General features: G+C 43.4%; 11 protein-coding genes and 1 riboswitch. Of the genes, 2 read left to right on the forward strand and 9 right to left on the reverse strand.

The features are described from left to right. The 4 genes from ACP8HI_RS19370 to ACP8HI_RS19385 all read right to left on the reverse strand — a co-directional run bounded on the left by ACP8HI_RS19370 (nt 1) and on the right by ACP8HI_RS19385 (nt 3,095). Nucleotides 1–594 carry a xanthine phosphoribosyltransferase gene (locus ACP8HI_RS19370; protein ID WP_438347808.1) on the reverse strand — a complete coding sequence of 198 codons (594 nt, stop codon included), beginning with the start codon at nt 592–594 and terminating at the stop codon, nt 1–3. Between the two features lie 183 nt (nt 595–777). Next, nucleotides 778–877: riboswitch (purine riboswitch) on the reverse strand. A gap of 309 nt (nt 878–1,186) precedes the next feature. Further along, nucleotides 1,187–1,474, reverse strand: coding sequence for a hypothetical protein (locus ACP8HI_RS19375; protein ID WP_438347809.1), 288 nt, complete (start codon nt 1,472–1,474; stop codon nt 1,187–1,189). A gap of 4 nt (nt 1,475–1,478) precedes the next feature. Further along, nucleotides 1,479–2,318: a TrmB family transcriptional regulator gene (locus ACP8HI_RS19380; RefSeq protein WP_438347810.1), complete on the reverse strand. Its 840-nt coding sequence runs from the start codon at nt 2,316–2,318 to the stop codon at nt 1,479–1,481. A gap of 63 nt (nt 2,319–2,381) precedes the next feature. After that, entirely contained in the window at nt 2,382–3,095 is a 714-nt protein-coding gene (locus tag ACP8HI_RS19385) for a zinc ribbon domain-containing protein (RefSeq protein ID WP_438347811.1), read from the reverse strand. 292 nt (nt 3,096–3,387) lie between these two features. Between ACP8HI_RS19385 and ACP8HI_RS19390 the strand changes: the two genes are divergently transcribed. Together ACP8HI_RS19390 and ACP8HI_RS19395 are read left to right on the forward strand one after the other, a co-directional pair. Beyond that, on the forward strand, nt 3,388–5,490 hold the full coding sequence (locus ACP8HI_RS19390; protein WP_438347812.1) for an ATP-dependent helicase: 2,103 nt from the start codon (nt 3,388–3,390) through the stop codon (nt 5,488–5,490). 233 nt (nt 5,491–5,723) lie between these two features. Continuing rightward, nucleotides 5,724–6,431, forward strand: coding sequence for a GTP pyrophosphokinase (locus ACP8HI_RS19395; protein WP_438351906.1), 708 nt, complete (start codon nt 5,724–5,726; stop codon nt 6,429–6,431). A 201-nt stretch (nt 6,432–6,632) separates the two neighbouring features. Here the strand turns inward: ACP8HI_RS19395 and ACP8HI_RS19400 are convergent, their stop codons facing one another. The 5 genes from ACP8HI_RS19400 to ACP8HI_RS19420 all read right to left on the reverse strand — a co-directional run bounded on the left by ACP8HI_RS19400 (nt 6,633) and on the right by ACP8HI_RS19420 (nt 13,744). After that, nucleotides 6,633–7,484, reverse strand: a complete 852-nt coding sequence (locus tag ACP8HI_RS19400; RefSeq protein WP_438347813.1) for a M15 family metallopeptidase — start codon at nt 7,482–7,484, stop codon at nt 6,633–6,635. 111 nt (nt 7,485–7,595) lie between these two features. Then, nucleotides 7,596–8,321 carry a hypothetical protein gene (locus tag ACP8HI_RS19405; protein ID WP_438347814.1) on the reverse strand — a complete coding sequence of 242 codons (726 nt, stop codon included), beginning with the start codon at nt 8,319–8,321 and terminating at the stop codon, nt 7,596–7,598. A gap of 96 nt (nt 8,322–8,417) precedes the next feature. After that, nucleotides 8,418–11,516 carry a DEAD/DEAH box helicase gene (locus tag ACP8HI_RS19410; RefSeq protein WP_438347815.1) on the reverse strand — a complete coding sequence of 1,033 codons (3,099 nt, stop codon included), beginning with the start codon at nt 11,514–11,516 and terminating at the stop codon, nt 8,418–8,420. A 242-nt stretch (nt 11,517–11,758) separates the two neighbouring features. Further along, nucleotides 11,759–12,424, reverse strand: coding sequence for an oxidoreductase (locus ACP8HI_RS19415; protein ID WP_438347816.1), 666 nt, complete (start codon nt 12,422–12,424; stop codon nt 11,759–11,761). Between the two features lie 156 nt (nt 12,425–12,580). After that, nucleotides 12,581–13,744 carry an MFS transporter gene (locus tag ACP8HI_RS19420; RefSeq protein WP_438347817.1) on the reverse strand — a complete coding sequence of 388 codons (1,164 nt, stop codon included), beginning with the start codon at nt 13,742–13,744 and terminating at the stop codon, nt 12,581–12,583. Between the last annotated feature and the right edge of the window lie 592 nt (nt 13,745–14,336).

Raw genomic sequence — 14,336 nt, forward strand, 5'->3', positions numbered from 1 at the left:
CTATCTTACTCCTACATTATCCTCTTCTACAAAGGTCACAGTCCCATTGTCTAACGCAGCAATACGTACAAGAGATTCAACACGATAACCCGCCTCTAACAATAGTTGACGCCCTGGTTGGAAGGATTTCTCAATGACGATCCCAATTCCTACGACTTTTGCCCCTGCCTGCTCCACGATCCGAGCTAACCCAAATGCCGCTTCACCATTCGCGAGGAAATCATCGATAATCAATACGCGATCTGTAGGATCAATAAATTTCTTGGAGACTGTAATTTCATTAGTTTCTTGTTTCGTGAATGAGAATACCTTCTCCACGTAGATATCCTGCTTAAGCGTCAATGACTTCTGTTTACGAGCAAAGATCATCGGCACATCTAACTCTAGCGCCGTCATAATCCCTGGTGCGATTCCGGACGATTCAATGGTCAACACCCGCGTAATTTTCTGATCGGCAAATCTGCGTGTGAATTCCTTACCTACTTCTTTCATCAATACTGGATCCATCTGATGGTTCAAGAAAGAATCGACCTTCAAGACTTGATTACTTAGTACGATACCTTCGTTGATAACTTTTTTTCTTAGCAATTGCATATTAAATCCCCCTTTGGTTATATACAAAGCGATACCAGCCTGTACAAGACGGTACCCATTTCCACGAAAAACAGCCCCTTCATCACAGCTATCTCGCAGCAGGGAATTCAGGGCTTTAGATTAACAAACATACCTTACCGTACTATGCTTCTCAGTCAAGTTCTCTGAATAGATGGATGGGAGGGCAAGTTATTGTTAACCCGTAGTCCAATCATTCCGGTGATCAGGTAGAGACATGCAGGCCTATTCCTGCACCTATACGGAGTCATATGACAATATAAGAGGTTGTTCAAAAAGTCATCTTTTGATCACGAAGTATAGCAAGCGGCGTATTCGACATCGAAGATTGAATTCAGCCGGTCCTAGCATATGCTTACGGGGTATGTTTCCTTCGGAAACATTTCAGGTGCTCACGTAGGTACTGCCTACGCTCCGCTCCTCACTCCCTTGCTTCATCCAATCTTCTCGGTGCTGAAAATCTGACTTTTTGAACTCGCAATGTAAGTGTGAAATGTAACTTATGCATTATAACGCATAGCACATCATTAAACAAAGAGGAAAATGCTAGAATCATGTGAACACTAGATTCCTCTTACAATAGATTGCTAAGAATAGACTTCAGGTCTCTATCCTCAGTGTACCGTTCTTCCCCCATATCTAACTCAGTAATCCTAATAGTAGTATATTCTGATGAGGGATCAACTGACTTAAATAACAATGTATCACGATCAGCGATTACGACGTTGTAGTTCATATCTTTAAGCATATCCAAAAGCTGTTCATCACCCGGCTGTTGGTTCTCATCAAGAAAGATAATTCCCCGCAACTGTTTGGTTTCTTCTTTGTGCTTCACTTCGAAATGAACGAGACACTCCTGCATGTCATCATTCCTCCTTATTATTGTTATTATCTTCGTTTCCCACTTGTGAGTCTACGCCCACGTACTTCTTGTAAATTTGTTCATAATGAAGACCGTACCGTTCTGTCAGTGTATCCCCGATGTCTTTCTCCATTTCGTAAAGAACCATCTCCTGTGTGAAATGGCTAAGCAGTAACTCCGACATCGCCGGGTGAATACTCACCATAGCACTCGTTGGACAGTCCTCTCCACGCATGCCGAGCATACACCACTTCCGATCGATAACGAATGAGAATTTACGCCCTAGATTTACTGATGTCTGTGTAAATGATAAGTCCCATCCTGACCATAACATATGACGGCTTAGGGACGTTTCCCCTCCATCTGTAGACCAGAGCAGCTTTACTCCCCTGCTCTCAGCACGCTCCAATTCATCACGTAACAGCGTAGCTTCTTCATGCGATACATCAATGACAATTTCCCTCTCTGCCCTCTCCAACCGTTGCACTAGCGTTGCTAGGACATGGTGGTCTCCCTCTAAAGAAAAGAAAGGCGGCTGTTCGGGCTCAATTCTTGGCATTTGACTCTCGATAAAGGAAAGCGATTCACGCATTTGTCCTGAGATCATGTGCGTCAGTTCTTCCGTCGTAATCATACTATAGCGAATCGGCTCCCCAGAACTATGATGGAGAAATCCCTGCTGGGACAGCCGTTGCAACGTAGTATACACATTAGAACGCGATACACCCAACCTTTTGGCCACCTCATATCCCGATGAAGGACCTTTCCCTGCCAATTCGACCATCACCTTGGCTTCCATCTCCGTAAACCCTAGATTCCGAAGATGATGTAATAATTGATCCATTCTTATGTCCTCCCAAGCTGCATGAACGTATTCCATTTCCGAAAATATTATTTGGCTAGATTGTTAAATCTGTTCCGCACCACACCGCGGGCACCACTTAGATCCTAAGGGCAAATCAACCGCACAGATTTGACAATTGAATGTTTCTTCCGGGGCTTCCCCTTCATCCTTTACACTCAACTCTCCGTCATCTTGCCCTTTCCAATAACGAATTCGACGATCAAGCTCTAGTTGTCTCTCACGCTCACGTTCTAGCTCTTCTACTTGTCTACGTTCGCGCTCTAAACTCTGAGGTTGCTTATCCACTACCTGATCTTCATTTTCATTCGTATCGGCGTAATTAGGGTTTAGTATTTCCAATTCTTCTGGTCGTATAGATTGCTTCTCGGTGCTAGTGACCTTTTCCTGCCTATTTTTAGGCTCACTTCCTGACATCTTTGTGCCACAATGTGGACAGAAGTTCACATTTAGTTCCACACCATGACCACAATCACATAACCTTTCGTTCTGCAATTCTGCAATACGTCCACGAAGTCCCTCTACATCTTCCCACAGTGTATCACAAGCTTTTGACAATTTAACCATTTCTATCTCAGCCACACTCATATCCTCCGTTTGATACCCTACATAGAATACTTTACCCATCTGCAAGTAATGAGTATCCATTTCTCTTTCAACTTCAGTAATTTGAGCTTTAATTTTATTGATTTCCACCATGTTTTGAGCCTTTTGGGTTACACGATTCGCCCCACTTTTGATTCGTTTCATAATATCCATAATTATTCTCCTTCTCGATTAAATCGCAATTATTCTGCTTTCATTCCTATAGTTAGCCCTATGATAGTCAATGGGATTAAGCTTTGACACTTGGCAAAAGGAAGATTTTTCTTTTAGAGGAAGTTCAAAGGGTCATCTTTTGAACTCTTACTTTAACCTGGTCATTAGCGTTATAATGATAACTATTGATTCTTTCCTTAACCAAAATAAGTGAATCTGACTCTATCATAACAAATTTATATATGGATTGTGAAAAGGTATATCCTGTACAGTTCAGAAAGGTAGGACATAATTGCCACAATTAACCACTAAATATCAGTCACATCCGACAGGCGTGCCTATTTCCACACCCTTACCACAGACTCTATCTGCTCCAACAACCACGAGTAAAGAGCTCGTTCTTCAACCTATGGAGGATGCTTTCTATTTCCGTGCACTTGAGCAAGAAGGCATTCTTCTCAATGGTCCACAGATTGATGCCGTGCGTCACGGTCAGGGACCATTACTCACACTCGCTGGAGCTGGTTGTGGGAAAACAACCGTCTTATCCGCACGAACAGGATATTTAATCGCCGTCCGTGGTGTTCCTGCTTCCCAAATATTATTGGTAACCTTTACAAGTAAAGCGGCATCAGAAATTAAAGAGAGAATTGCCAACATTCCTTGTATTTCAACCGCTGCAGCACGGTCTGTACAAGCTCGTACCTTCCACTCGTTCGGATTATCTCTATTACGACAGTCTGGACAACAAGAGCAAATACTTAGTGACTTCTCAACCAGACATACCATTATGAAAATTATACTCCGTCGCCTAAAAGCGGGTGAGACCTATCAGCCAGAAACGCTCTTAGCCGCACTTTCCTCATGGAAGATGAGCGGCAAATGGCCTTCCGATCTCCCCTCAAATACAGAGGAAGAAAAAAAGATCAAAAATATCCTACTTACGTATGAAGAATGGAAACAGGGACGTAATCAATGGGATTTCGACGATATATTGTTACATACAACATTATTATTGAATGATCCCTCTCGATTAACTCAACTGCAATCGCGATTCACCTATTTGATGGTCGATGAATTTCAGGATACCAATACAGTCCAATATGAGATCGTGCAGAAATTATCCGCTGAACAACGTAATCTCATGGTTGTAGGAGATGATGATCAGACCATCTATTCTTTTAATGGTGCACGGCAGGAATCTGTTCTACAGTTCGATCAAGTCTACCCTGATGCTACAATCATCACACTTCCGATCAACTATCGAAGTGATTCTAGAATTCTCGGTCTAGGAACGGCCCTCATCGCACACAATGAATTCCGACGTCACAAGCAACTTGTGGCCGCAGGATCTGAAGGTAACGCCCCTTACTATGCTTCTCCCGCTACTGTAGAGGACGAGGCTACCTTTGTTGCGGATCACTTAGAAGAGCAAGTACGACTAGGAGAGATCACCTACTCCGAAATCGCTATTCTTCATCGAACCGCAGGTAGTAGTCGCTCTATGTTAGAACAATTATTACTTCGAGGAATTCCTTTCGTCCAATATGGAAGTAACACGGTGTTCTATGATCAGACGATCATCAGAACCTTGATGGATCATCTGAGATTGTCTGTGAATCCACGCTGTAAAGAAGCTTATCAGAGTACACTTGGTCCACTCTATATCCCGCGCGAAGATGGTATGAACTATCTAATAGAACAAGAGAAGATACAGTCGAAGAAGTATCCGCTCATTCACCTCTCGCACTGGGATCGTCTTCAGCCTTTTCAGCAGGTAGCTGTCAAGGAAAGGATCAAATTGATCAAGAAACTGGCATCACTCAAGCCGCTGTACGCCATTCAGGAAATGAGAAGGTTGTTCTATGATAAATACTTAGAGGCTGGCGATCCACTTCTTCATACCCAATATAAAGAAACACTCACAGATAGCCTAGATGAGCTTGAGAGTGCTGCTACACGGTTCGATACGGTAGAACTATTCATAGCTCATGCTGACGAATTAACGCTGCGGCATCAGCAAATGGAGGCTCTCCGTGATGGTGGTGCAGGTCAAGCGGTACAGCTACTAACTATTCATCGTGCCAAAGGAATGGAATTCCGCCAAGTCTACTGGATTGGTGCAAGCGAGGGAATTCTTCCTCATAGTACCGTATTGAAAGAACAACTTCCCCAAGAAATGAAGGCCACTCGTCCACAGACGATGGATGCCAAACATGCTAAAGCTGCTGCACTTGAGGAAGAACGACGTCTAGCATATGTAGCTATAACTCGGGCTAAGGAGCGACTTTATATTACCTCACCACTTCAGTACCATGGAAAAGCTGTCGAGCCATCTCGCTTCCTGCTCGAAGCCTTTGGTGTGATTAGTCCTAGAGCTAACTCCAGCAAGTAAGAAGAACGCCCACAGGCGTACTTGACGAAAGAGTTCATGGAGTGGATGACATCCGAAATTTGAGATCTCGCATAGAATATAGTGAGTCGGCAAGAGTCTGTCTTTTTGCAAATCCACTTATTCTTCAGGTAAAATAGAAATATCATAATTAGTGCGAGTTCAAAAAGTTAGGTTTTCAGCACTAAAGTTTAGGAGAGTACCCATTGAAAGAACAAAAAGGAAGTCAACTGTTAATGAATCTGATTCAACAACAGGATAAAGGTAATTGGGAATCAGATACCGATCTTCTGCTTCAGCTTGATGAGTGGAAGAGGCTTCCCCTGTTATATCAATTAGCTCTGGAAGAGTTACAGAATAAGATTAAGCTAATCAAGTCAGAACTAGAACAACAAGATGGTTATAGCCCTATTGAACATATTAAAGTTCGGGTCAAGGAACCTAAGAGTATTCTTTCTAAATTGAAACGTAAGGGCTTCGACCTCACCCTTGAGAATATGCTGGATCATATCCACGATATTGCTGGTATGAGAATTGTATGTGCTTTTGTCAAAGATATTTATCGCTTAGTGGAGCACTTTCAACAACGTGGTGATATTCGTGTACTAGAGGTTAAGGATTATATCAAGTACCCCAAATCTAATGGCTATCAGAGTCTTCACATTATTCTAGCCGTGCCTCTCATTCAGTTGGAGGGAACCCGCTATATAAAAGTTGAGATTCAAATGCGTACCTTGGCGATGGACTTCTGGGCAAGTATGGAACATATATTATTCTATAAGTACGATAAGCAGGTACCTGCCCATGTACACATCGAGCTGAAAGAAGCGGCTGAGGCAGCCTATGCTCTTGATCAGAAGATGCTTAGAATTCAGAAGGAGATCCTTTCTGATTCAGATCACACCAGATCTAAATTTGTCCCAATAGACGGAACCCGTAACTAACAAGTAGAAACGGCGGTTCCATCCCTTTTCTTCAAGAATGGAACCCGTATCTACAGAAATATAAGAAATAGAGCATTGAGTGCGATTTCGAATAGCTTTCTTATATGTTGAAATACAAAATAGCAGACCAAGGATAAACCACCTTGGCCTGCTATTTCTTTGTGCATCAGTCTCTTCATTCTATAAGTACGCTAATAATAACTAGAGCTTAATATTGCTTTCATCAAAATATTCTTCCACCGTTAGTGCACTGGCAGCAAGTCCTGGTGCCAGATCAGTACCGAAATACCGAATATGCCATGGTTCATATATATACCCTGTCTTATCCTCCGCGCCTTCCAGGTATCGGATAACGAAGCCATACTCCGGTGCATGTTCCGCCAACCACTTGCCTTCCCTGGTTTGTCCAAATGACTCTTCCAGCGCATTACCTACACTTGGACTGGAAACATCTATTGTAAGACCCGTCTGATGTTCACTATTGCCTGGCGCAGAACTAACGCGAGAAGCTTCTTCCTCTCCCCTATTACGAACATTAGTTTCATATATCACCTTCTGGCGAGCATAGGAACGGTACCCCGACACTGCCCGCAGTTCAATCCCTTCCGATTCCGCTCTGGCAAATAACTTTTCTAAAGCTTCCGCCGCTTCTTTACGCATCATTCGTTTCTCATGCGGTCCATCGAAAGAGAATGGAACATTCGGCTCCACTAGATCCTTTGGCTCGTAGCCTTCAGGAAGACGTCGTTGTTTATTCACAATCACCGTCATCGCTTCGGGATTCGTTACTACAGAATGGCCATCCACTTCTTGAACTGTAGCCTGAAGTGCATTTTCATTACGTTTCGCCATGACCGGATCGACAGCTTGTCCATCCTTTACAACTTCCTTCTGGTCCCCTTGACCAGCAGGTGGAGCTTGCAATGCTTGTCCCTCTCCTTGAGCGGAACCTCCTGTTTCAGATTCACAACCCGCAAGAAATATGCTAGACGATATAAGCACTGGAGCAAGCAGACGGATCCAATGCTTCGTTTGCCATATCTGTGATTTCATTGTAATTCTCCTTTGTAGAACTTCTTTTACATATGATGGATTGCTAATCCCAGTCGCACGTAACTTTACCATTTATAATACACGACATTAATTTTATATGCACGGTCCAATCTATTCCTTTAACCACGTCCGACGACGTTTCTCAGCTGTATCGGCTGTCTTCTTTAGAATCATTCGCAATGCCTTTTGAACTCCTGGAACTCCCTGCAACAACGGAGTCCAATCATCTGCATGTAACTCCGAATCCTCTGGTGGTGAAAGGTGTATCGTAACATCTCTAAAAAGAGGACCTGGCTCATGTAGCCGCCCTTGCTCAGCAGCCTCCGCTAGCCAATCGCCTGGAGTGGGTCCAATCTTCTCCTTCTCTTCGATGAGTGATGCCTCTACTATGGCTATCTCCTTTGTCTGAGAGGTAGTTGAAGCAGACCAGGTACCAAAAATACTTAACAATAGTTCTTTACGAGGCAATCCCATAAGAGTTAACCTCATCATCGGATCTGCAGCCAACTGCTGAGAAGCATATTCACGCACAGATAACAAGCTTGGGCAAGTCGAATCTCCGCAATGACAAGTCGCTTCTCCCAACATTAAATTTGTTGATGAAGGTAGTAAATCATGAAGCCACAAGGGAGTCTCACCGCTGAGAAGACGGTACAAATCATGCGCATTCTCCCTTAGTTCCAAGAGAATCCCCTCTTGAATTTGAGGAGCACACACCTCCACAGATATCCTCACCTCGTGGTTATTATCTTCAGGCTGTTCATCATCGGATTTGGCGAACGTCCCTATCAATATGCCCGGACGCGCATCCAGTAAGATTTTCGCTACATCTGTCATCCGCATCTCTCCTCATCTTTATTATTATTGAGATAGCAATTCTCACGTTATCGATCTTACAATCCGTGATCAAAAGATGACTTTTTGAACTTCCGCTTACATCCAGTCCTCGCCTTGCAGAGCGATCAGATCCCTCAGATCAGTATCTGACATCTCCGTCAGCCAGGTCTCACCCGAACCTACCACTTGTTCAGACAATGACTTTTTATTCTCGATGAGTTCATCAATCCGCTCTTCCAATGTACCTTGGCAGATGAGCTTGTGAACTTGCACATTCCTATGTTGTCCAATACGGAATACACGATCAGTCGCTTGATTCTCAACTGCCGGATTCCACCAGCGATCATAATGTAGCACATGATTAGCACGGGTTAGATTCAGACCTACTCCACCCGCCTTTAACGAGAGTACAAAGAACGAAGTTCCCTCTCCCTCTTGGAAATTACGAACCATTTCATCTCGCTCTTGCTTCAGCACACCCCCATGTAGGAATGCCGGAGCCTTGCCGTATCTTGCAGCTAGACGTGATACAAGCAAATGACCCATAGCCACGTATTGAGTAAAGATAAGCGCTGATTCGCCAATCTCCTCAATACTGTCAAGCAACTCTAACAAACGCTCCATTTTACCAGAGGCTTCCTGTTTCGTTACCCGAGTTTCCTCTTTGCCCAAAAGCTGAGGATGATTGCAAATCTGCTTCAACTTGGTCAGCGAAGATAACACTAGGCCCTTCCTCGCAATACCCGTGCGCTGTTCAATCTGCACCAACATTTGATCGACAACAGCCTGATACATCGCTCCTTGCACATCGGTTAACGTACAGTAAGATTTCAGTTCAATCTTCTCAGGTAGATCCTTCGCAATATCCGGATCACTCTTGAGCCTACGGAGCATGAATGGTGCAACCAGTCTATGCAGTTCCTGCAATCGACCCTGATCTACATCCCCAGTATAGCGATGACGGAATGAAGATGAAGTCCCTAAATATCCAGGGTTTAGAAATTGAAAAATCGACCATAATTCTCCCAAGCGATTCTCTACGGGTGTACCAGTCATCGCAATTCGATGCTTAGCAGACAATTTCATGACACTTTGAGCTTGCTTCGTTCGGTAATTCTTAATATATTGCGCTTCATCCAGCACGATGGTTGCCCATAATACCTGCGCCAAATCTATGCCATCTCTACCACATAAATGGTACGTTGTAAGGATAATATTATGCTGTGTAACCTGCTGAAGGAACTCTTCCCCATGTAGTCGTTTATTCCCGTGATGGATATAAATAGACATATCTGGTGCGAAACGTTGCAATTCACGTTGCCAATTCCCCAGTAACGACGTAGGGCAAACAATCAGTACAGGTTGGGTCTGCTCAGCCAACCGTTCAAGCAGACAAGTGATAACCTGAACGGTCTTTCCAAGCCCCATATCATCAGCAAGACATACACCGAATCCAAGATCCCGCATAGCCGCAAGCCATTGATAACCACGCTCCTGATATGGACGCAACACGCCGTGAAGCGATTCAGGCACAGCTCTGATTGGCACACGCCGTGAACTTGTTCCTTCGAGAAGAGAAGATAACATCCCCACCGTCTGCATTCCCATGACGGTAAGACCCTTCCACATCCGCTCATCACTATCTTCAGCAGTTAAGTGCATCCAATCGGATATTTCCATCTGGCCTTTCTCGTGGCGCTTAATATATCGCAACACTTGACGGATTTCTTTGAGGTCCACTTCAATCCATTCACCACGGAATTCCGTATATGGAACATCCGCTTCGGCCAACTTAGCCATTTCTTCCAGCGTTAGTGTCATTCCACCAATCGCGGCTTCCACTTCAAATGAAATTAAGTGCTCCATACCTAAAGCTGCTGGCACACCTTCTTTGCTCTCTATCGTTTCAGGCTGTACCATTCTAAGCGCTAGACCTACACGCCGACGGTCTTTACTCCAACGAGATGGAAGCTGAACGCTAACCCCTGCAGCCGTTAGCAATGGGACCGATTCGCGAACGAAGGTGAATAACTGCTCCGGTGTAAGCTCCATCCCTTCTGGCGCTGGGAAATTCAATGCATCACGAATTTCAGCGGATACGAAAGAAGCTTCACCCAGTGCCATCAGAAATTGTTCTTGAACCGCTTCATAATGTCTCCCTCTGACTTCCAATTCCGAATGAGTTCTACCCCATATAAAGCTTGCAGGCAGCCACGTCCCATAATCATCTTGGATCTCAGCCCAAAAAGATACATGCCATTGCTGTTCATCAGCTAGCATCCTCGGCTCCATCCGTAGCCCTAAATTCAGACGTCCCTTCTGCTGAGCATGCTCTTCCTCTTCATCGTTTCCAATGACAGGAATAGAAGTGCCTCCAATGAGAGATACCGCCTTCGTTAGTTCTCCCACTTCACCAGGTGATCCTTGAATTGAAATATCGCGACTTACCGTCAAGAGCCCATCCCACCACAATTCAGCAAGTGGTGAATAACCCCTTCTGTAATTCGCCATATACCGGGAAAGCTTAGCATCCAATCCCTGTATTACATCTTTGATTCCCGTATGAATAATCGCACTTAAGAAGGAATGTAGCACGGCAGCGCCCGCTTCCTCCTTCGTCTCCGAGCCCAAGAATGCGGGAACACCAAATGCAAGTGGGGGCATCGAAGCAGCCAGTTGTAAGAAGCGTTCTACTTCTCGTTTGCCCTTCAATCTAGGCATCCAACGAGAGGTCACAACCTGTTCACTCGTACGTCTACGGGAGCCCGTTGTAACGAGCGGTGCTGTCCCAGGTGCGATCCGACCACGAAGCATTAACTCCAATGCGAAATGCGCCACTCTCACCCAGTAGCTCATTTCAGCACCAGGCTGTACTCCATTTGTTATACAAACCTCATCATCCCAAGCAAGAAGCATGAAGAATGTATCTTGTGGAGAAAGCGCAAGACCTTCTAACGTCCTGCCCATCAGTTGACGTCGTTCCCCACGTCTATTGCTTGCTTTAGGGTTCACGGTAGCAGAAGGATATCGAAGTTCTGCTAGCCGTAACACTCCATTCGCAAAAGGACGAGTTCCATCCTTCCATTCAAACTGTTTAACCACTCGGCTCCAAGCATCCACCCTCGGCTCAGATACCTCACCTGAAAAACAAAAAAATACATCGCCTAACCATACGCCATATAGCGGTTGATTCATCGTTGTCTCCTGTCGTTTCATTGCTTACATATTTTTGTTGCAATAATGCTAACTTACTCGAACTTATAATGTGAAAAAACCCACCTAAAGCTTACTTTCCAAAGGTGGGTTTATACTCTTGTTACATAAAATTGGAACTTATTATTTCAATTATCTATAACATTAAACTCCATTTACCACTGTATATCATACCATATGCACAGAACCAATAACAACCGAACATCACATAACTAACGCAATTATTAAACCAACCCCACAATATGAATGACCTCATTAGGGTAAATATGAATTCCCGACAATCCCGTCAATGCGATATTCACCATCGCTCGAGCTACTACTTCAGCAGGAATCGCGCGATAAACGGCAGCCTTTCCACGAAAGAGAAAATCGAAAGTAGTCATGAATTTAGCACCCACCTCTTCTCCCAAACGCTTCTCGTTACGCTTCCCTAGGAGCAAGGATGGACGGAATAATTGTACTGTCGGGATTCCAATAGCCGAAAGGGCATGCTCCGCCTCTCCTTTGGTCCGATTATAGAACATACGTGATGAAGGATCAGCTCCCATGGCAGATACAGTCAGAAACTGACCAGCACCCTGCGCATGTGCTAATTGAGCCGCATGAACAGGGTATTCAAAATCTACTTTACGAAATTGCTCTTGCGATCCAGCCTTCTTAATGGTCGTTCCTAAACAACAATACACATCTCTCACATTCGTAAATACGTCATCGTATTGATCCAATGTATCCCATTCCACCACAATCTGCGTAAGCTTCGGATGCTGAATATCAAGTGGCGTCCTGACAAGCACCTTTACCACATCATATTCTTCCCGTTGTAGCAATTCTGCAACTACGAATCCTCCAACCAACCCAGTAGCACCTAATACAACAGCCTGAAGTCCCATTGTTTCCTCCTAAAAGTTTTTAGAGCATTGCTGCTTACCTATTCCTTTAAAAACTGACATCGTAAGCGTAATCTTAGTTTTTAGAGCATTGCTGCTTACCTACTTCGTTAAAAACTGGCATCGTAAGCGTAATCTTAGTTTTTAGAGCACTATGGTCTATGACTCTTTAAGAATTTTTCGTCCGAACGTCAACGCTACAATTAACATAATCGTCCCTACCACACTTTGCAAGCCGTACTGTTGAACCCAATCCGGAAGTTCTTTTATCACATTAAATATTTGTCCACCAATCATCGGTCCTAGGAAAGAAGTAATGCCCGTGATTGCAGCATACATTGCTATGAACATAGGTCGTTCACTCTTTGGCGTATCCCCAATCGTAAAGTTGAATACCAATTGGTTGAATCCACCGACACCCGCTCCTAATAAAATATGCGAGATCATCAATACAAATAGCAGAGGCAGAAACGCAAGCAGTCCCCAGACCATGCACGATCCAGCTATAATCGGGAGTGTCCAGAATAATAGTGTCTTATTGCTGATTTTAGCATTGAGATTACCCCACACATAGAAACTAGCCATCATAGATATGGTCTGAACGATAGTTAGCAGTGAGATCGTCTGATAATTAATATGTAATATATCTAGCATCACATAAGAAAATAGTGGAACGACCATCGTCTGAAGAAGTAGCCATAATGCTAGAAACAATGTTGATCTCATAAATGGTTTATCGTGAAACGGCTTTTTCATCATAGGTAATAATCTGTTCTCCGTAGATCTTTCGAAAGGAAGATCTGGATAGAAGCAGAACGTAACAATATTAGCAATCGCACAAATAAATATAAGGATAAATAATATCATAAATCCTGTGCTTTCAGGATTACTATCAAGTATTTTACCACCAACAAACAGCATGATACTGCCAAGCGCATTCAATAACGTATTCCTAATACCGAAATATCTTCCCCTGACACGAGCAGGGACGAGATCACTAATAAGTGATGCCCATAATACACCACCTACAGCATTGGCAATAAATGCAGAGGTATAAACAATAATAAAGACCGGTACCCACCACTCTTTATCAAATATGAAAGGAATGAGTCCTGTAGAGGTCCAGAGTAACCTGTGAAGCGCAACGAATAAAATCATCATCCACTTACGACTTTGCAATTTCTGAATCATAAAAGCTATAAACACTTGAGAAACGTTGACTAACGTTGTAATTGCAAGTACCAAACCGATAACACTAGAGCCTGCACCTAGATACAATAAGTAGCCTGTAAGAAAAGGTCCTCCTAGCAACGTTTGAAACATCGTGGCAGGTATTCCTTCCACTGTTGCAATAAATAAATTTCTACGTTGAAACGAAAATTTCCGTCGTTGTTTTAGCTTAGATGCCGTAAGTATGGGAAAGCACTCCTTTTCATATCCATCTATCCCAGGCAGAAATAATTTTATGGTTTATAGGATTCAGTTTTCATCAAAAATTTTCCTCTCTTTTGTCCCCATTCTACACTCAAGTAAACATCTGTCAATCCTATTTATACGGCAAATAAATTCACCAATGAAACGACTCAAATAACTTCGATAAATTCGTTGTCAACCGAGCAGAAACGGGTGCCGTCCTTTTTCAAAGGGATTATGCTTTCGATGCTAGTGATACTTGGTATCACTTTAAGGCACCCGTTTCAGCGGAAATACAAGGAATAGAGTATCAAGTGAAACTTATACTTTCTTCTATTTTAAAAACTATTTTAAATTTTGGTAATTCATCTCTTCCCTAATCCCACATAACCTGATATAGTTTATAAGCAACAAGAGGATTTAAATCTAATTGAAGATAACTTAGGATTAACAAGTGATTTATTTCACATACGTTGAGACATTTATCATGCTACTCTTTTCG

The sequence above is a fragment of the Paenibacillus sp. FA6 genome, from assembly GCF_051550225.1.
GTDB lineage: Bacteria > Bacillota > Bacilli > Paenibacillales > Paenibacillaceae > Paenibacillus_AQ.

Bases quoted from the DNA above. Each gene is read 5' to 3' on its own strand.
- ACP8HI_RS19370 (WP_438347808.1), bottom strand. From the start codon at position 594: ATGCAATTGCTAAGAAAAAAAGTTATCAACGAAGGTATCGTACTAAGT.
- ACP8HI_RS19375 (WP_438347809.1), bottom strand. From the start codon at position 1,474: ATGCAGGAGTGTCTCGTTCATTTCGAAGTGAAGCACAAAGAAGAAACC.
- ACP8HI_RS19380 (WP_438347810.1), bottom strand. From the start codon at position 2,318: ATGGATCAATTATTACATCATCTTCGGAATCTAGGGTTTACGGAGATG.
- ACP8HI_RS19385 (WP_438347811.1), bottom strand. From the start codon at position 3,095: ATGGATATTATGAAACGAATCAAAAGTGGGGCGAATCGTGTAACCCAA.
- ACP8HI_RS19395 (WP_438351906.1), top strand. From the start codon at position 5,724: ATGAATCTGATTCAACAACAGGATAAAGGTAATTGGGAATCAGATACC.
- ACP8HI_RS19400 (WP_438347813.1), bottom strand. From the start codon at position 7,484: ATGAAATCACAGATATGGCAAACGAAGCATTGGATCCGTCTGCTTGCT.
- ACP8HI_RS19405 (WP_438347814.1), bottom strand. From the start codon at position 8,321: ATGACAGATGTAGCGAAAATCTTACTGGATGCGCGTCCGGGCATATTG.
- ACP8HI_RS19410 (WP_438347815.1), bottom strand. From the start codon at position 11,516: ATGAATCAACCGCTATATGGCGTATGGTTAGGCGATGTATTTTTTTGT.
- ACP8HI_RS19415 (WP_438347816.1), bottom strand. From the start codon at position 12,424: ATGGGACTTCAGGCTGTTGTATTAGGTGCTACTGGGTTGGTTGGAGGA.
- ACP8HI_RS19420 (WP_438347817.1), bottom strand. From the start codon at position 13,744: ATGTTTCAAACGTTGCTAGGAGGACCTTTTCTTACAGGCTACTTATTG.